This is a genomic window from Microvirga ossetica (genome assembly GCF_002741015.1).
Lineage (GTDB): Bacteria > Pseudomonadota > Alphaproteobacteria > Rhizobiales > Beijerinckiaceae > Microvirga > Microvirga ossetica.
This window is the reverse complement of record NZ_CP016616.1, coordinates 4,308,197-4,326,862: the sequence shown is the minus strand read 5'-3', so window position 1 is coordinate 4,326,862 and position 18,666 is coordinate 4,308,197. Positions and strand designations below refer to the sequence as shown.

The window sequence follows — 18,666 nt, the reverse complement described above, 5'->3', positions numbered from 1 at the left end:
AAAATACCATGACCAATGCCACGAAGTCAGTCATGACCGGAGGCTGCCAATGCGGCGCCGTTCGCTATGCGCTGATGTCCGAGCCGACCCATGCCAGCATCTGCCATTGCCGCATGTGCCAGAAGGCATTCGGCAATTACTTTGCATCACTTACCGGCGTGCCGCGCAAGGATCTGGTCTGGACGAAGGGCCAGCTTAGCGTCTTCAAGAGTTCCAAGGCCGTAGAGCGCGGCTTCTGCACGGATTGCGGCACGCCGCTGACCTATTCCTATCTGGAGAACGACCGCATCAGCGTGTCCATTGGCAGCCTCGACGAGCCGGGCCGGGTTACGCCGGAGATCCAGTACGGCCTCGAGAGCAAGCTTCCCGCCTTCGAGAGGCTGCATACCCTGCCCGGGGAGCGGACGGGCGATTACGCGACGCCGGAGGAGATGGAGAAGATGGCCTCCCGGCAGCATCCGGATCACGATTGAGGGCAGCCTCCTCGACGTCATCGCCGGCCTTGTGCCGGTGATCCCGATCCGAGAAGCACCGAGCCTCATAAAAGCGAGATGGCCGGGACAAGCCCGGCCATGACGTAAGTGTGCCGCATCCGATCCCGGACCGGCTTGCGCCGTCCGGGATGACGCTTGATCTCAAGCAGCAGCGAGGGCCGCTTCGATGGCAGCGAGAGCCGCCTCGGCCTGGGCACCGTCGGGGCCGCCGGCCTGGGCCATGTCGCGGCGGCCGCCGCCTCCCTTGCCGCCGAGCTTTTCCGAGCCGACGCGCACAAGCGCGACCGCGTCGACCTTTTCGGTCAGGTCCTCGGTGACGCCGACCACGATGCCGGCCTTGCCGTCCTCGGCGACGCCGACGATGGCGACGACCCCGGAGCCGAGGCGCTTCTTGCCCTCGTCGGCAAGGCTCTTCAGGTCCTTCATCTCGACGCCGGTGACCGCGCGGGCCATGAGCTTGATGCCGGCGACGTCCTTGACCGGATCGTCACCGCCCGAACCGCCGCCGCCCATGGCGAGCTTGCGGCGGGCCTCGGCCAAGTCGCGCTCCAGCTTGCGGCGCTCTTCCAGCAGGGCTGCGAGACGCGCGGAGACCTCGTCCACCGGCGTCTTCAGGAGACTTGCGACCTCGCGTAAGCGGCGGCTTTCTTCGGTGAGGTAGCGGCGTGCGGCATCGCCCGTCATGGCTTCGAGACGGCGGACGCCCGCGGCCACAGCGCTTTCGCCGACGATGGTAACGACGCCGATATCGCCGGTGCGGTTCACATGCGTGCCGCCGCAGAGCTCCACCGAGAACGTCCTGTTGGCCTCGCCCTTGCCCATGGAAACCACGCGGACCTCATCGCCGTATTTCTCGCCGAAGAGCGCGCGCGCACCGGACTCGATCGCCTCGTCCACCGCCATGAGCTTGGTGACGACGGGCTCGTTCTGCAGCAGCACCCGGTTCGCGATCTCCTCCACCTTGGCGAGATCCGCATCCTCGATGGGCTTCGGGTGGCTGAAGTCGAAGCGCAGGCGATCGGGCGCCACGAGCGAGCCCTTCTGGGCCACGTGATCGCCGAGCACCTGGCGCAGCGCCTCGTGCAGCAAATGGGTTGCCGAGTGGTTGGAGCGCACGGCCGAGCGGCGCTCGTGATCGACGATCAGCTCCAGAGACTGGTTCTGCTTCAGGGAGCCGTGCTCCACCGTGACATGGTGCACGAAGAGGTCGCCGAGCTTCTTCTCCGTGCCGGTCACGAACACGCGGGCGCCCTCGCCCTGCATCACGCCGGTATCGCCGACCTGACCGCCGGATTCACCGTAGAACGGAGTCTGGTTGAGGACCACGAGGCCTTTCTCGCCGGCCTTGAGCTCCGCGACTTCCTGGCCGTCCTTCAGCAGCGCCAGGACGATGCCCTCGGCCGTTTCGGTGTCGTAGCCGAGGAACTCGGTGGCGCCGGCGCGCTCCTTGACGGCAAACCAGACGGTCTCCGTCGCCGCCTCGCCCGAGCCGGACCAGGCCGCGCGTGCCTTCTCGCGCTGACGTTCCATGGCGGCATCGAAGGCATCCGTGTCGACGCCGATGCCGCGCGGCTTAAGCGCGTCCTGCGTCAGGTCGAGCGGGAAGCCGTAGGTGTCGTAGAGGGTGAAGGCCGTGTCGCCGGAGAGGCTCTGCCCTTTGGTAAGCCCACGGGTTTCCTCGTCGAGGATGATGAGGCCGCGCTCCAGGGTCTTGCGGAAGCGGGTCTCTTCCAGCTTCAGGGTCTCGGTGATCAGCGCCTCGGCGCGGATGAGCTCAGGGTAAGCCTGCCCCATCTCGCGCACGAGAGCGGGCACGAGGCGGTACATGAGCGGCTCCTTGGCGCCGAGCAGCTGCGCATGGCGCATGGCGCGGCGCATGATGCGGCGAAGCACGTAGCCGCGGCCCTCGTTCGAGGGCAGCACGCCGTCGGCGACGAGGAAGCAGGAGGTGCGCAGGTGATCCGCAATCACCCGGTGCGAGGCCTTGCGGTCGCCCTCGGGCGCCACGCCGGTAGCATGGGCCACCGCCTCGATGAGGGTGCGGAACAGGTCCGTGTCGTAGTTCGAGTGCACGCCCTGCATGATCGCCGAGATGCGCTCGAGACCCATGCCGGTATCGATGGAGGGCTTGGGCAGGCCGATGCGGTTGCCGGGCTCGATCTGCTCGTATTGCATGAAGACGAGGTTCCAGAACTCGAGGAACCGGTCGCCGTCCTCCTCCGGGCTGCCGGGAGGGCCGCCCCAGAGCTTGTCGCCCTGGTCGATGAAGATCTCCGAGCAGGGGCCGCAGGGGCCGGTATCCCCCATCTGCCAGAAATTGTCCGAGGTCGGGATGCGGATGATCTTGGAATCCGAGAACCCGGCGATCTTCTTCCAAAGGTCGGCCGCCTCGTCGTCCGTGTGATAGACGGTGACGAGGAGCTTGTCCTTCGGCAGATCGAACTCCTTGGTGATCAGGTTCCAGGCGAGCTCGATGGCGCGCTCCTTGAAGTAATCGCCGAAGGAGAAGTTGCCGAGCATCTCGAAGAAGGTGTGGTGGCGCGCGGTGTAGCCCACATTGTCGAGATCGTTGTGCTTGCCGCCGGCGCGCACGCATTTCTGCGACGACGCCGCCGTGCTGTAGGGGCGCTTCTCGATGCCGGTGAAGACGTTCTTGAACTGCACCATGCCGGCATTGGTGAACATCAGGGTCGGGTCGTTGCGCGGCACGAGGGGGCTCGAGGCCACGACCTCATGGCCGTTCTTGGCAAAGTAATCGAGGAAGGCCGACCTGATTTCGTTGACGCCGCTCATGGGTTCTCAGACTTACGGTAAGGGCTTTTCAGGGCCCGAAAAGGTATGAATGTGGCCGGTTTTAGCCGCCCGCGCCCGCGCTGTCGAGGCGGCGTGTGGTCTAATTCAGGAAGGCGTTTCCCCTCTCTCCTCCGAGAGCGGGGAAACGAAAAGACCGCCGCGATCTCTCGCGACGGCCTCTCTTTGCCCTTGAAGGAGAGCAAAACTTAATCTGCGGAACCCTCGTCGAGGTCGTCTGCGGTCGGGGTCGCCTGCTCCAGGATGCGGTCGGCGAGCAGGCCGGCATTCTGGCGGATGAGACCCTCGATCTTGTCCGCGATCTCCGGGTTGTCGCGCAGGAACTGCTTCGAGTTCTCGCGGCCCTGGCCGAGGCGCTGGCTGTCGTAGGAGAACCAGGCGCCGGACTTCTCGACGATGCCGGCCTTGACGCCGAGATCGATGAGCTCGCCCACCTTGGACACGCCCTCGCCGAACATGATGTCGAACTCGACCTGCTTGAAGGGCGGCGCAACCTTGTTCTTGACGACCTTCACGCGCACCGAGTTGCCGATCGGATCGTCGCGGTCCTTGAGGGTCGAGACGCGGCGGATGTCGAGGCGCACGGAGGCGTAGAACTTCAGGGCGTTGCCGCCCGTGGTCGTCTCAGGGCTTCCGTACATGACGCCGATCTTCATGCGGATCTGATTGATGAAGATCACCATCGTCTTCGACCGGGAGATCGAACCGGTGAGCTTGCGCAGGGCCTGGCTCATGAGACGGGCCTGGAGGCCCGGCTGGACGTCGCCCATCTCGCCGTCGAGCTCGGCCTTCGGGGTCAGCGCCGCCACCGAGTCGATGACGAGCACGTCGACCGCGCCGGAGCGGACCAGCGTGTCGGCGATCTCGAGGGCCTGCTCGCCCGTGTCGGGCTGGGAGATGAGGAGATCGTCCAGGTTGACCCCGAGCTTGCGGGCATAGACCGGATCGAGCGCATGCTCCGCGTCGACGAAGGCGCAGACGCCGCCCTTTTTCTGGGCCTCGGCGATGGAGTGCAGGGCCAGCGTCGTCTTGCCCGAGGATTCCGGCCCGTAGATCTCGATGATGCGGCCGCGGGGCAGACCGCCCACGCCGAGCGCGATGTCGAGGCCGAGCGAACCCGTCGAGATGGTTTCGATTTCAACCGGCTGCTGGCCTTTGCCGAGCCGCATGATCGAGCCCTTCCCAAAGGCGCGCTCGATCTGAGAGAGCGCCGCGTCGAGAGCTTTCGTTTTTTCTTTATCCATTGATGAGCTTTCCACCAGTCGCAGGGAGGACTGTGACATGACCTAACATCCTTATGGCATGGAGGAGGAGTGAATCTCAACGCGGTGTTGAGAGAATATATGTACTTACTTTGTTCTCACCCGCAAGTTCTTTTTTTGTTCTCGCCCGTGAATTCACAGCCTCAACGTCGGCCACGATGTCGCATGGTTAAAATTGTGCTAATTCAACGATTTAGAGCCCGATGACCTGCTTCACCGTCTCGACCAGCTGGCGCAGGCTGAAGGGCTTGGGCAGGAAGTTGAACTCCTCCCCTTCCGGCAGGTTCTTGCGGAAGGCTTCCTCGGCATAGCCTGAGACGAAGATCACCTTGAGATCGGGATAGAGCTTGCGCAGTTCGCCGAGCAGGGTCGGGCCGTCCATCTCCGGCATGACCACGTCGGACACGACGAGGTCGACCGGCGCGCCGCGCTCCTGGATGATCTCGAGCGCCTCGATGCCGGAGGCCGCCTCGAGCACGGTGTAGCCGCGGGCGGACAGGGCCCGGGCGTTCACGGCGCGCACCGGATCCTCATCCTCGACAAGGAGGATCGTGCCCTGCCCCGTCATGTCGGCGGCCGGCTTGCGGACCACCTCGGGCTTCACCTCCTCGGGCGTCTCCTGGATCTCGGGGATGTGCCGCGGCAGGTAGATGCGGAAGGTCGTGCCGTTCCCGGGCTTCGAATCGACGTCGATATAGCCGCCCGACTGCTTGACGATGCCGAACACGGTCGAGAGGCCGAGGCCGGTCCCCTTGCCCACCTCCTTGGTGGTGAAGAAGGGCTCGAAGATCTTTTCCAGCACGTCCGGCGTCATGCCCGAGCCCGTGTCGGAAACCTCGACGACGACGTAATCGGCCGGCGGCATGGCGCTCACGTTCAGCCGAGCTGCCTCGGCGGCAGACACGTTCCCGGTGCGGATCGCGAGCTTGCCGCCGTCCGGCATCGCATCGCGCGCGTTGACCGCAAGGTTCACCACCACCTGCTCGAACTGGTTCACGTCGGCCTTCACGAACCAGAGGTCGCGGCCGTGGCTGAGATCCAGCGCCACGCGCTCACCGAGAAGGCGCTTGAGCAGCATGGAGAGATCGTAGAGCTGATCGTTGAGGTTGAGCACCTCCGGCCGCAGGGTCTGGCGGCGGGAGAAGGCCAGAAGTTGCCGCACCAGGCCCGCGGCCCGGTTGGCGTTCTGCTTGATCTGCATGATGTCCTGGAAGGACGGATCGGTCGGGCGGTGGTTGGCGAGCAGCAGGTCGCTGTAGCCGATGATCGCCTGCAGCACATTGTTGAAGTCGTGCGCCACGCCGCCGGCGAGTTGGCCGACCGCGTTCATCTTCTGCGACTGGGCGAGCTGCTCCTCCACCTTACGGAAGTCGGTGGTGTCGAGGGCGTAGAGGATCGCCGTCTCGCCGTCCGCGCCGGTATCGCCGACCGGCGTCACCCAGACCCGGACGGAGCCGGCATTCTCGCCCGCGGTCTGCAATTCGAGCGGCGGGATGTCGCCCTTGTTCTCCGCCGCCGCCTTGAGGCCGGCCTCGATCGCGCCGCGTTCACGGAAGGCATCGAGGATAGAGGGCCCCTCGTCTCCGGTGTCGCCGGCGCGCGGCAGCGAGCCGAACAGCTTCGAGAACGGCGCGTTGGCGTGAACGATGCGCCCGGCGCGATTGACCGTCGCGATCGCGATGGGCGTGTTGTTGAAGAAGCGCGCGAAGCGCACCTCCGCGGCCCGCTGTCCTTCGTCGACTTCGCCGCCGGCGGAGCGGTTGAGAACGAGCGTCCGGGATGCGCCCATCCGCCCGTCCTGGCCGAAGGCGATGCGGTGATAGAGGCGCACCGGCAGGAACTGGCCGTTGCGGCGGCGCAGATCGAGATCGAAGGTCTCGGTGCGGACGCTGCCCGCCTCGCCCGAGAACGACGTCATCATCGACACCACGTCGCGCGGCACGATGTCGGCGAGGTTCAGCCCGCCGGATCCGACCGTCGCGAGGTCGTAGTCGAGCCACGAGGCGAGCGTGGCGTTCAGATAGACGATGGACCCGGTGGAATCGACAGAGAGAAACCCCGCAGGGGCATGGTCGAGATAGTCGATGGCGTGCTGGAGTTCCTGGAAGACGTTTTCCTGGCGCTCCCGTTCATGCGTCACCTCGCGGATCATCCAGAGCGCCGCCTGACGCCCGTTCGGTCGCGGCACGGGACGCACGCGGACCCGATACCAGCCGAATTCCTGCGCCCCGTTCAAGGCGGGCGACAGGCGGATTTCCTCGGAGCCGGTGCGATGTTCGCGCGCGGCCTGCGCAAGACGATAGACCGCCTCCGAGACTTCCGGCGCGCCCGTGAACAGGCGCTCGACCGACCGCACCTCTCCGCCCTGCAGGCCGGCGAAAGACAGATAGGCCTCGTTGGCATAGGTGATGCGCCCGTCGTCCTCGATCGCCACGAGCCCGTCGCTCGACGTATCGGCCATGAGCTTGGTGATATCGTTGCGCGCCGTCTGCCCGGAAAACTGAACCACGCCGATCGCCATGGCGAAGAGAAAGAACACGCCGGCCATGGCGAAGAAAGCCAGGAGGCCGAGGATCATCAGTTGCGCGTGCTCCATGGCGAGGAAACGAAGAGAGAGAGTTGCGCCGACGAGAATGCCGGCGAGAAGCAGCACCCATCCGATATGGCCGTGACGGTCGGAACGGTCGATGGCCGAACCCTTTGGCATATCGCCCTCGTAAGCCATGGAATATCATTATCCTCAACGGAGGCGGCCGCTCGCTCCGTGCCGACCATCCTACACGCTAATTATTGATCGACCTCTAAGGCGTCGCGGCAAGCGAAAGCAAGGGGGCGAAGGAGGCTGCAACAGGCTGCGTGACGCTTCCCGCCATAGGAAATCCCTATTTTTCTTGATGAAAGCGCGAACAGACCCATCTTGGACGGATCTCGAGGATCCTTCTTCGCCCACAGGCTGCATCAAGAGGCCGGCACCCGTTAACCATCTGTTAACCTTGCCGCTCGCTTTGACGGTCGTTGTGGTACAACCAACGCAGAACTGGCCTGAAAAGGCCTGCACAACGCTTGAGAGTTCATCGTGTCATCTCTTTTTGGTATCGAAGCGTCACGGGCCGTTCAATTTGCGATCGCTTTCGCGATCATCCTGGTCCTGCTCGTGCTCTTCGGTGTGGTCTTCCGCAAGCTGACGGGCGCGCGCCTGATGATGCCCGGCAGCGGCGATCGCAGCCGCAGCCGTCAGCCCCGGCTCGGCATCGTCGACGTGTACGATCTCGACCGGCAGCGGCAGCTCCTTCTGCTCCGTCGGGACAATGTCGAGCACCTGCTGCTGATCGGCGGTCCCAACGACGTGGTGATCGAAACCAACATCGTCCGTGTTGCCGGCGCCCGCATTCCGGCGCCCTCGAACGACACCGGCGCGGAGCGCTTCGAGCCGACCCTCGACCAGCCCCCGCGTGCGCCGCAGGTCGAGTCCAACGGACGGCCGTCCATCGAGAGCCAGCTCGCGGCACAGCTCGGATCCTTCGTCCGCCGCCCCTCCGAGGAATCGGATATCGACGAGGAGCTCTCGCCGGTCGCGAAAGTGAGCGCCCCGATTCCGGCTCATCCCGAACCGGTGCTGAAGCCCGACGCCGTCGCCGTCTCGTCGGCTCCCACCATCCAGGGCCTGCGTGCCGAAGCCCGGGGTCCCGGTGACCAAAGCCCGTCGCCGGGCCCCATCCCGGTGGTGGAGCGGCCCGAGCCGCGCCCGACCTTCACCCCTCCCCCGTTCCAGTCCCGGGCGACACCGGCGCCGCCGGCACCTCCCACGCCACCGATGCCGCCAGAGCCGGTCCGCCCGCCGCAGCCGGCCGCGGAAGAGCGGCCTGCTCCGTCCGAGCGCCCTGCACCCGGTGCGGGCCTGCTCTCGGATATGGCCAGGCAGCTCGAAGAGGCCTTGAAGCGGCCCTCGATCCCAGTTCCGCCTCCGCCGGCACCGGTCGCGCCCGTAGCGTCGCCGATGGTGCAGGAAGAGACTAAGGACGAAGACGAACTTCCGGAGCTTGCCGGGCTTTCCTCTGCCGATGTCGAGGAGATCGCAGCGGAGGAAACGCTCGAGGAGGAGGATCGCGCCGAAGAGACCGAGGTGGCTGTGACGGCCGAGCCTGCGCCGGCCCCAGAGCAGGTCCGCCCAGCGTCGCCTCCGCCGCCCGTATCCGCACCGCTTCCGCCCCAGGCCAAGGAAGCGTCGGCCGCTCAGCAGAAGCCGACGGACCCGTTCTCCGTCGAGGATATCGAGGCGGAGTTCGCCCGCCTGCTCGGCCGTCCGCTCGATCCGGGCAAGAAGGGCTGATAAGACCCCTCGCCTCTCAGCGAGACCGACGCTCAAACAAAAAGGGCTCCGCAAGCGGAGCCCTTTCGATTTGTTAGGCAAGAGTATCAGTCGTCCCGGTAGACCCGCTCGTTCCTCTCGTGGCGTTCCTGCGCCTCGAGCGAAAGGGTTGCGATGGGGCGAGCCTCGAGGCGCTTGAGGGAAATCGGATCTCCGGTTTCCTCGCAATAGCCGTAAGAGCCGTCTTCGATCCGCGCGAGCGCGGCGTCGATCTTGGCAATGAGCTTGCGCTGGCGATCGCGGGCGCGAAGCTCGATGGCGCGGTCCGTTTCCGAGGAGGCGCGATCCGCAAGGTCAGGATGATTCTCGTTCTCGCTCTGCAAGGTGGCGAGAGTTTCCTGAGCCTCTTTGAGGATGTCGTGCTTCCAACGGATCAGCTTGCGCCTGAAATACTCCCTTTGCCGTTCATTCATGAAGGGCTCGTCTTCTGTCGGACGATAACCCTCATCAATCACGATATCTGTCATGTTCAGCCGTTCTTCCCCGATGAACCGTGGCGCCCCTATATAGGCAAGCAGGGACCGCGACAACGATATTAAGCGTCATCGATTTGTCTAAGAGGCCAAGGTCCCTCTTTTGCGCCTTGGACAGGCAAGCGCCGAACGATTTGCCGCACCCTTAATCGGCCGCAGCCTCTGCCCGGCTGATCAGCTCCCCGGCAACGTCGCCGATCCTGGGGATCTCCTCACGGATGAAGGGAAGCGGACGGCAGACGGAGAGGGCCGCAAGGCCGAACCGGGCGGTCATCAGCCCGTTCAGGACGCCTTCGCCGAGCTTGGCCGAGATGCGGGCCGCAAGCCCGAGCCCCAGGACCTGCTGCATCAGGCTGTCGCCGACGGCCATGCCGCCGGTCACCGCGAGATGGTTGAAGGCCGCCTTGGCGAGCCGCAGGAAGCCGAACAGGCCGGGCCTTCCGCCATAGATCCGCGAGAGCGTCCGCAGGAGGCGTACCGCCACGAAGATCACGAAGGCGACGTCGACGATGGCGCGTGGGCTCACTGCCGTGACAAGGGAAACCTGCTTCGCGGCGCCCGCGATCGCCCTCTTGGCCTGGACGTCGAGAGGGGCCAGAAGCTCGCGCTCGGCGATGGCGAGGCGGTCATCCGCGTCGATGATCTCCTCGGTCAGGCCTTTCAGCCGGGCGCTCCCTTGAGCCGCCGCGGCCCGGCCGCCGTAGAGGGCCAGGAGATCGGAAACGATGCTCTTGGCAGCCTTATGGTCCTTGACGGCAAGCGCGTCGATGGCAGCCTCGCGCAGGTGCTCGATCTTCTGCTCCCGCCAGATCCCGGCCACCTCGCGGCCGACGATGGCGAGGAAGGCCAGGACGGCCAGGACGGCCAGCACCAGCGCCACCCAACCGAGCCAGGGCGCGATCGCATAGAGGTCGACGATCAGGTTCTCGACCGCGAGCCCGAGTCCCAGGAGCAGCAGCCCGGACAACGCAGAGAGAAGAATGCCGACCCAGGGCGCCCGGCGCTTATCTCCCATCGGCACGACGACACCGTCGGCCGCCTCGATGGCGTCGAAGGGCTCCTCCGTCACCTGCACGGCGCCGGCGGTGACGTTCGGATCGTCGAGACGATAGGCGCGAGGTTGGCGGCTCATGCGAAACGGTCCCCCAGCAGGAATTCAAGCGCCCGGTCCAGGCGGATATGGGGCATCTTGGCCATGCGGCCCGCCGCATCGACCGGCAGCTTGGGCGGACGGAAACGCGGGAACCTGAACGAGCCCGGCGGGATCGCGCCCTGGAACACGGCCTCGGGTGTCTCCGGCAGTTCGCCCGGAAAGATCGCGGCCTCCGTCTCCCCATCGAAAATCTCGCCTCCGACGCGCTCGCCCGCCTCAGGCACGCCGGCGACGGCGCGCAGGGTCTCGCGGCCTTCGCGGATCGTGGTTTCGCGGGTGGCGCGCACGGAGGCGAGCGCCACGGTGCCGACCCGCGCTCCGGCAGCCTCGGTCCGGCGCGAGGCGCGGTTCACGAGAAGGCGCAGGATCGCGTCGAGCCGGTCGTGGTCGGTGTGGTGGATGTGATCGGCCTTGGTCGCGGCGAACAGGACCCGGTCGGCGCGGGGCGAGAACAGGCGGGACAGGAACGTATTGCGGCCGATCCGGAACGCCATCAGCACCTGATCGAGGGCCTCCTCCAGTTCCGCCAGGGCCACGGGCCCGGCATCGATGGCGGCGAGCACGTCCACGAGCACGATCTGGCGGTCGATGCGCTGGAAATGATCGCGGAAGAAGGGCCTGACCACATGGGTCTTGTAGGCCTCGAAACGCCGCTCCATGAGGGCGGCGAAGCTGCCCGGCGCGATCGGCTGGCCCTGGGGCAGATCGAGGGGGGCGAAGGTGAGCGCGGGCGAGCCGGCAAGGTCGCCCGGCATCAGGAAGCGCCCCGGCGGCGTGGTCGCCACGGCCTCGGACCCGGCGCGCAGGACGGTGAGATAATCCTTGAAGACCTCGCTCGCCCTGAACGCCAGCATCTCGTCGGAAGCGCCTGACGGATCGAAGGTTTTCAGGGCTTCATGCCAATGCCCCGCAGCCGGCGCCCGGTCGCGCTTGCGGCTCGCCTCGATGGTCTGGCGTGACCATTCCGCGTAACCGGCCTCGAGAAGCGCGAGATCGAGCAGCCATTCGCCGGGATAATCGACGATGTCGAGGGCGAGCGAGGCCGGGCCCGTGCGCCAGCCGGCCTTGCGCTCGTATTCGACATCCACCCGCAACTCGCTGATCCGGTTCGTGGATTGCGGCCAGCGGCGGCTCTCGGTGAGGGCCGCCATGTGCTCTTCGTAAGGAAAGCGCGGTACCGCATCGTCGGGCTGATGCGCCAGATGCGCCCGCCGGATCCGCCCTTCGGCGGAGGCGCGGAAGGCGGGAAGATTCGTGCCCCGCGTCAGATGATGCACGAGCGCCGTGGTGAACACAGTTTTCCCGGAGCGGGCGAGACCTGTGACGCCGAGACGGAGGGAGGGCTGGATCAGCTGGCCGGAGGCCTCCCAGAGGGAGTGCGCCGCGGACCCGGCGCGGGAGGCGAGATCGGTGATGACGGACACGAAGATGAACCTAATGCTCTCAAGCCAAGCTTGTAGGTGGGGCTTTCCCTCCTAACGTGCAAGGCGGCCTTACCGCTCCAAGCTCGTCGGAACGCCGTGGCCGGCCTCCGCTTTCGTATTCTCTTTCAGCTTGGCGACCGCACGAGCGATCGCGCCCTCCACGAGCGCCGGGCTCGCCCTCAAGGCTCCGAGTTCGAAAGCCGCCATGGCGAGCATCACATGGGTGAGGTTGGGCTGGGGAGTGCCGTCCGCCGAAAACAGCTTCAGGTCGTCGGTCGGGTTCAGGCCGAGCCCCTCGACCATACGGCCCGCATAATTGCGGTGGCGCTGCTCCTCGGAGGGGCAGGCCGCAGCGACCTGGACCTTTGGCACAGTCTTTGGCGAAGCCGCGGCCGCAGCTGGCTCCCTTGCCGGCTTACTGCGGGCGGCCGTGGAAGGTTGAGGCGGCTTGGCGGCTTTCGGCTTCTCCCCCATGCCCTCGGCGATGCTCGGCACCCGGTATTGCGGCGTCTTGGGCGCCATCGGGATCACCATCGAGACCCGACCGGGCTTGCCGCCAGGACCGGCCTTCGCCGTATAGCGCACGGCCCCGCCCCGCCGGCGCGAGGCGAGATACTGGGCCCGCACCGTGCCGCCGATGCCCCTCACCGCCAGCACGGCGATGCCGCCGATGCCAGTTGCGACATTGCACTCGGCCGGAGCCCAGCGGCGGACGATGTCGAGGGCGGATTTGCGGTTGAACTCGAGATAATAGCGCCGCAGCAGGGTCGCTGCCGCATCGGCCCCATGATCGGCGGAGACGAAGCCCACATGACCTTCGCCGTCGGTGGCGAGCTCCCCGTTCCAGCGGGCGCTCTTGATGCACCAGTAATTGTTGAGCTTGACGCAGCGGGTCACGAACGGGCGCTCGGCCCGGAACAGCGCTGCCATGGCGATGATGGGCTTCGGCTCCAGGGCATCCATGGCCTCATGGCGCCAGTTCGATACCTCCCGCGCCTCCGGCTCGTAATGCGCCTGCACACTCTGCGCTTCTCCGGCCGGGTGCGCTGCGTCGCCTTTCCCGGCGAGATCGCCCGGCAGGAGGGCGCGCATCGCGAGAGCGAGTGCAAGAAACGTCTGAGGCATCATGTGAGGATCCGCCCCCGCGTCGGCCGGACACAATCGGGAAGGTTTCAGGCAGAACGATGGTAGGGCGGACGGGCTTGCTTCCAACCCTTAGTGGACATGCGCGACCCGGCTGCTTGACCGGCGCACGGGAGAGCTTCACGAATGGCTCCCCCTTTTTCCCGGCAGAGCCTCATGTCCTCCACGATCTCGATCCGCCCCCTCGATCCATCCGACGCGCAGGCCTTTCAGCGCCTGCGGCTGGAGGGGCTCGAGAACAGCCCCGAGGCCTTCGCTTCCAGCTATGAGGAAGAGGTTTCGCTGTCGATCGAGACGGTCAGCGCCCGGATCCCCTCCTCCGGACCGAACGCCATCTTCGGCGCCTTCGCCGATGGGGTCCTTGTCGGCGTGGCGGGGTTCGCCGTTCATGACCGCATGAAAGCCCGCCACAAGGGCGTGATGTGGGGCGTCTATGTGAAGCCGGAATGGCGCGGGCAGAAGGTCGGGCAAGCTCTCGTCCGGCAGGTGATCGATCATGCCGCCCGGCACGTGATCGTGCTCGAAGCGGCCGTCACTCTCACGAACGAGGGCGCCCGGCGCACCTATCACGGCCTCGGCTTCAACCCCTACGGCATCGAGCGCAAGGCGATCCGGGTGGGCGACGCCTTCTACGACGAGGAACTGCTCTTTCTCGAATTTTGAAGCGCCTAATCGTCCTCGCCATTGCCCAGCGATTTCGGCGTCACGAAACGCTCGAGCCGTCCGGACTTGTGCGCGACATCGGCCCAGTCCTCCAGGGCAAAATCGATGACGGCGAGGCCGGCGGTCGGATATTTCTGGCCGAGGCGCAGGATCCCGTCCATGTCGCCCTCGCCGATGAGAAGCCGTGCCAGTTCCTCAAAGCCGGGATTGTGGCCGATCATCATCAGGGTTCGGATCCCTGGCTTCGCCTCGCGCACGACCTCCAGAAGCCGGCCGACCGGCGCTTCGTAGATCCGCCCGTCGGTGCGCATCGCGATCTCGCCGACGATCGGCTGCACGCGCTCCCAGGTCTCGTGCGTCCGCCGCGCCGGCGAGACGATGACGAGATTGGGCAGGAGCCGTTCCCTCTTCAGGTAGTCGGCCATGACGAGGGATGCCTCCTGCCCGCGCTTGGCGAGGGGCCGGTCGAGATCGAGCACGCCGCCGGGCCAGGCGGCCTTGGCGTGGCGGAGGAGCAAGAGGCGGAGCATCAGCGCCCTTCCCGTCTGGCGATGAAGGCCAGCTTCTCGAAGAGGCTCACATCCTGCTCGTTCTTCAACAGCGCCCCGTGCAGCGGCGGGATGAGCTTGCGGGTGTCGCGCTCGCGCAGCTTCTCCGGACCGATATCCTCGGACAGCAGGAGCTTGAGCCAGTCGAGCAGCTCAGAGGTGGAGGGCTTCTTGCGCAGGCCAGGCACCTCGCGCACGTCGAAGAAGATCTTGAGGGCCTCCTCGACCAGCCGATGCTTGATGCCGGGATAGTGGACTTCGACGATCCGGGCCATGGTCTGAGCGTCCGGAAACTTGATGTAGTGGAAGAAGCAGCGGCGAAGGAAGGCGTCCGGCAGCTCCTTCTCGTTGTTGGAGGTGATGACGACGATGGGACGTCGGGTCGCGCGGATCGTCTCGCCGGTTTCGTAGACGAAGAATTCCATGCGGTCGAGTTCGAGCAGGAGATCGTTCGGGAACTCGATATCGGCCTTGTCGATCTCGTCGATCAGCAGCACCGGCCGCACCTCGGCGGCGAAGGCATCCCACAGCTTGCCGCGTTTGATATAGTTGCGGATGTCGGACACACGGCTGTCGCCGAGCTGGCTGTCGCGCAGGCGCGAGACCGCATCGTATTCGTAGAGCCCCTGCTGGGCCTTAGTGGTGGATTTGATGTGCCAGGTGATCAGCGGAGCGTTCAGGCTCCTGGCGATCTCCTCCGCCAGAACCGATTTGCCCGTCCCGGGCTCGCCCTTCACCAGGAGCGGACGCTCCAGGGTGACGGCGGCATTGACGGCAACCGTCAGGTCCTCGGTGGCCACATAGGATTCAGTTCCGGCAAACCGCGCCATTCCCACCCTTCCTCGCATTCATCCCGACCCTAATTCCTGCGGTCGCCTTTCGGCAATCGCCTTCATAGGGTAAGCCCAGGACATAAGACGACAACAAACAAAACGGGAGAGATGGCTATGGCTTACAATCGCTACCACAAGGACCGAATCGGCAATCACAAGCTGAAGCCCGAAACCCTGATGCTGGGCTACGGCTACGACCCGACCCTGTCGGAAGGCGCGGTGAAGCCGCCGGTCTTCCTCACTTCGACCTTCGTGTTCAACAGCGCCGAGCACGGCAAGGAATTCTTCGACTACGTGGCCGGCCGCCGGGAACCGCCCAAGGGAGAGGCCGCGGGTCTCGTCTATTCCCGCTTCAACCACCCCAATTCCGAGATCGTCGAGGATCGGCTCGCCATCTTCGAGGAGGCGGAGGCGGGCCTCCTGTTCTCCTCCGGCATGTCCGCCATCTCGACGACGATCCTGGCGTTCGCCAGGCCCGGCGACGCGATCCTGCACTCGCAGCCGCTCTATGGCGGCACCGAGACCCTGATCGCCAAGACGCTCGCCAACATGAACATCGGAGCCGTCGGTTTCGGCGACGGCGTGGATGCGGCGGGCATCCGGGCAGCCGCGAAGGAGGCGATGGGCAAGGGCCGCGTCTCGGTGATCATGATCGAGACGCCCTCCAATCCCCTCAACACCCTGGTGGACATCGCTCTCATCAAGACCATCGCGGATGAGATCGGCGCAGCCCAGGGCCACCGCCCGGTCGTCGTCTGCGACAACACTCTGCTCGGCCCCATCTTTCAGAAGCCGCTCAACGACGGCGCCGACATCTCGATCTATTCGCTGACGAAATATGTCGGCGGCCATTCCGACCTGATCGCCGGCGCTGCGCTCGGCTCCAAGGAACTGATGAAGACCGTGCGCCTGCTGCGTTCGGCCATCGGCACGCAGCTCGACCCGCATTCCTGCTGGATGCTCGGGCGCTCGCTCGAGACCCTGGCGCTTCGCATGAACGCGGCGAACCGCAATGGGGAGATCGTGGCAGCTTTCCTGCACGAGCACCCGAGCGTGGCGAAGGTCCACCATCTCGCCTATCTGCCGGAGGGCTCCCGGGCGAAGGAGGTCTACGAATCCCAGAGCAGCGCTCCCGGCTCGACCTTCTCCTTCGACGTGAAGGGCGGAGAGGCGGAAGCCTTCCGGGTGCTCAACGCGCTCCAGGTCTTCAAGCTGGCGGTGAGCTTGGGCGGGACCGAGTCGCTGATCTCGCATCCGGCCTCCACGACCCATTCCGGCGTGCCAAAGGCAACGCGAGATCGCCTCGGCGTCTCCGACGCCACCATCCGCGTCTCCATCGGCATCGAGCACCCGGACGATCTGGTTGCCGATCTGGCGCAGGCGCTGGCGACGTTGGATTGAGCCGCAAGTCTCGTCATCCCGGGGCTGCGCAGCTGAACCCGGGATCGCAAGACGAGAATGGCGCCTTATCCCGATAACGATCCCGGATCGGCTTCACCGTCCGGGATGACGCGCATGGGGGTGTCGCATTGATAACCCATGCGTTCATGTCGCGCCCGTCATTCCACCTCGGTGGGCATTAACCCCTTGCGCACCCCTTGCCGGTAGAACCACAATGAATTCAACCGGAAGGAAGCAATGGCCGCTGCGATAGACCTGCAGTCCTATCAGGAACCCATTCTTTTTCTGGCAACGGCAGGCATCGTCGTCCCTCTGTTCCACCGGCTCAAGATCAGCCCGGTCCTGGGGTTTCTGGCGGCAGGCGCGTTGCTGGGACCCTACGGGCTTGGGCGCTTGGTTCCGGCCTATCCCTGGGTGAACTGGGTCACCTTCACCAATCCGGAGGGAACCTCGCGCCTCGCCGAGTTCGGCGTGGTCTTCCTGTTGTTCACCATCGGCATCGAACTGTCCTGGCAGCGCCTGCGCACCTTGCGGCGCCTCGTCTTCGGGTTCGGCTCCCTCCAGGTCTTTCTGGGCGCATTGATCCTCGGCCTGGCCTTCTACGCATTCAGAACGGTCGACACGATCACCGCGGCAACGGTCGTCGGCCTGGCCCTGGCCTTGTCGTCGACGGCCATCGTGATCCCGGTTCTGGCTGAGCAGAAGCGCCTGAATACGGCGGCGGGACGCGCCGGCTTCTCGGCCCTTTTGTTCCAGGACCTCCTCGTAGCGCCGATCCTGTTCGCCATCGCCGTGCTCGACACTGGCAAGCCCGAGGTGACGCTGTCGTCCTTCGCCTTGCTGCTCCTGCAGGCGGTCGTTGCGCTGGTTCTGATCGTCGGCCTCGGTCGCATCATCCTCAGGCCCTTCTTCCAACTCGTTTCGACGCCGAAGAGCCCAGAGCTTTTCATGGCGGCCTGCCTGCTCGTCGTGATGGTGACCAGCCTGATCGCCGCCGTCAGCGGATTGTCGATGGCGCTTGGCGCCTTCATCGCCGGCATCCTCCTGTCCGAGACGGAATACCGGCGCGCCGTCGACGTGACCATTCAGCCCTTCAAGGGTCTGCTTCTCGGGGTTTTCTTCGTTTCGGTCGGCATGAGCCTCGACCTGTTCCGCTTCCTCGAGGCGCCGCTGCTCATCCTTTCGCTCGCCGCCACGGTCGTGATCATCAAGGGAATGACCATCGTCGCCATTGGACGTCACTTCGGGCTCAGCACGGCAGAGGCGGCGGAAACGGGGCTTCTCTTAGGCCCCGGCGGCGAGTTCGCCCTTGTGATCCTGGGCGCGGCGATGATTGCCGGCCTCGTGCCGGGCGGGATCGGCCAGAACCTCCTTCTCGTGACGACCCTCACGATGGTCGCGATCCCGCTCCTGGCTCGCCTGGGGCAGCGCCTGAGCCGCAAGCTCGAAGTGCGCCGCCCGCTCGATCCTCTGGTCACCGTCGCTCCACCTACTGACGAGGTCGGACGTGTGATCATTGCCGGCTACGGGCGCGTCGGGCAGCTCGTCGGCGAGATGCTGGACCGCCACAAGGTGCCCTATCTCGCCATCGATCTGGACCCTGCCCGCGTCGCGTCGGAGCGAAAGGCTGGAAAGCCGGTCTATTACGGCGATGGGTCCTACCCCGAGTTCCTGCGCGCCTGCGGCATCGACCGGGCGCTTGCTCTCGTGATCACCTTGGACACCCTCAACTCCATCGAGGCCGTCGTGTCTGCAGCGCGCCAGGAATGCTCCGACATCACCATCGTCGCCCGAGCCCGCGACGCGCGTCACGCCACGCAGCTCTATGAGCTTGGCGTGGACGATGCGGTGCCGGAAACCATCGAGGCCTCCCTCCAGCTGAGCGAAGCGGTCCTGAGCGATATCGGAGTCCCGATGGGGCTCGTGATCGCGTCGATCCACGAGCGCCGCGACGAGTTCAGGGAAATCCTCCGGAAAAAGAATCCGAAGCGCAATCCGGATCGGGCCGTGTTCCAGGCGCGCCGGCGCGTCGGCAAGTCGTCCCCGTCAGCGGTGGCGGAGCAGGCGACGCAGGTCGATACCTGACCTCTGC

Annotated in this window: 14 protein-coding genes; 5 read left to right on the top strand and 9 right to left on the bottom strand. The window is 65.6% G+C overall.

From position 1 onward, the window contains the following. Nucleotides 1–8: 8 nt before the first annotated feature. Nucleotides 9–473, top strand: coding sequence for a GFA family protein (locus tag BB934_RS20565; RefSeq protein WP_099511294.1), 465 nt, complete (start codon nt 9–11; stop codon nt 471–473). A 162-nt stretch (nt 474–635) separates the two neighbouring features. On the opposite strand, the gene alaS is transcribed toward BB934_RS20565, so the two are convergent. From alaS to cckA, 3 genes are all read right to left on the bottom strand, one after another. Beyond that, complete coding sequence (gene alaS / locus BB934_RS20560; RefSeq protein ID WP_099511293.1) at nt 636–3,287, bottom strand: alanine--tRNA ligase; 2,652 nt, start codon at nt 3,285–3,287, stop codon at nt 636–638. 206 nt (nt 3,288–3,493) lie between these two features. Continuing rightward, nucleotides 3,494–4,588, bottom strand: coding sequence for a recombinase RecA (gene recA / locus BB934_RS20555; RefSeq protein ID WP_099511292.1), 1,095 nt, complete (start codon nt 4,586–4,588; stop codon nt 3,494–3,496). A gap of 172 nt (nt 4,589–4,760) precedes the next feature. Beyond that, entirely contained in the window at nt 4,761–7,274 is a 2,514-nt protein-coding gene (gene cckA / locus BB934_RS20550) for a cell cycle histidine kinase CckA (protein ID WP_237050031.1), read from the bottom strand. Nucleotides 7,275–7,643: 369 nt separating this feature from the next. Here cckA and BB934_RS20545 point away from each other — a divergent pair, with 369 nt between their 5' ends. Further along, the gene (locus tag BB934_RS20545; RefSeq protein WP_237050030.1) at nt 7,644–8,897 is read left to right on the top strand and encodes a hypothetical protein; all 1,254 of its coding nucleotides are present in this window, start codon (nt 7,644–7,646) and stop codon (nt 8,895–8,897) included. A gap of 86 nt (nt 8,898–8,983) precedes the next feature. On the opposite strand, the gene dksA is transcribed toward BB934_RS20545, so the two are convergent. From dksA to BB934_RS20525, 4 genes are all read right to left on the bottom strand, one after another. Further along, nucleotides 8,984–9,403: an RNA polymerase-binding protein DksA gene (dksA, locus tag BB934_RS20540; RefSeq protein WP_009489488.1), complete on the bottom strand. Its 420-nt coding sequence runs from the start codon at nt 9,401–9,403 to the stop codon at nt 8,984–8,986. A 151-nt stretch (nt 9,404–9,554) separates the two neighbouring features. Further along, nucleotides 9,555–10,541, bottom strand: coding sequence for a YcjF family protein (locus BB934_RS20535; RefSeq protein ID WP_099511290.1), 987 nt, complete (start codon nt 10,539–10,541; stop codon nt 9,555–9,557). Further along, nucleotides 10,538–11,986 carry a YcjX family GTP-binding protein gene (locus BB934_RS20530; protein WP_099511289.1) on the bottom strand — a complete coding sequence of 483 codons (1,449 nt, stop codon included), beginning with the start codon at nt 11,984–11,986 and terminating at the stop codon, nt 10,538–10,540. Before BB934_RS20530 ends, BB934_RS20535 begins: the two co-directional genes overlap by 4 nt. A gap of 69 nt (nt 11,987–12,055) precedes the next feature. Beyond that, the gene (locus BB934_RS20525; RefSeq protein ID WP_099511288.1) at nt 12,056–13,114 is read right to left on the bottom strand and encodes a hypothetical protein; all 1,059 of its coding nucleotides are present in this window, start codon (nt 13,112–13,114) and stop codon (nt 12,056–12,058) included. Nucleotides 13,115–13,255: 141 nt separating this feature from the next. On the opposite strand from BB934_RS20525, the gene BB934_RS20520 reads away from it, so the two are divergent. Beyond that, a complete protein-coding gene (locus BB934_RS20520; protein WP_099511287.1) occupies nt 13,256–13,792 on the top strand; it encodes a GNAT family N-acetyltransferase in 537 nt (178 codons plus the stop codon). Between the two features lie 5 nt (nt 13,793–13,797). On the opposite strand, the gene BB934_RS20515 is transcribed toward BB934_RS20520, so the two are convergent. Beyond that, complete coding sequence (locus tag BB934_RS20515) at nt 13,798–14,322, bottom strand: SixA phosphatase family protein (RefSeq protein WP_099511286.1); 525 nt, start codon at nt 14,320–14,322, stop codon at nt 13,798–13,800. After that, the gene (locus BB934_RS20510) at nt 14,322–15,170 is read right to left on the bottom strand and encodes an AAA family ATPase (protein ID WP_099511285.1); all 849 of its coding nucleotides are present in this window, start codon (nt 15,168–15,170) and stop codon (nt 14,322–14,324) included. Before BB934_RS20510 ends, BB934_RS20515 begins: the two co-directional genes overlap by 1 nt. 117 nt (nt 15,171–15,287) lie before the next feature. On the opposite strand from BB934_RS20510, the gene BB934_RS20505 reads away from it, so the two are divergent. Both BB934_RS20505 and BB934_RS20500 read left to right on the top strand, forming a co-directional pair. Next, on the top strand, nt 15,288–16,574 hold the full coding sequence (locus BB934_RS20505; protein ID WP_099511284.1) for a cystathionine gamma-synthase family protein: 1,287 nt from the start codon (nt 15,288–15,290) through the stop codon (nt 16,572–16,574). 237 nt (nt 16,575–16,811) lie between these two features. Then, nucleotides 16,812–18,659 carry a cation:proton antiporter domain-containing protein gene (locus BB934_RS20500; RefSeq protein WP_099511283.1) on the top strand — a complete coding sequence of 616 codons (1,848 nt, stop codon included), beginning with the start codon at nt 16,812–16,814 and terminating at the stop codon, nt 18,657–18,659. The last annotated feature ends 7 nt before the right edge of the window (nt 18,660–18,666 follow it).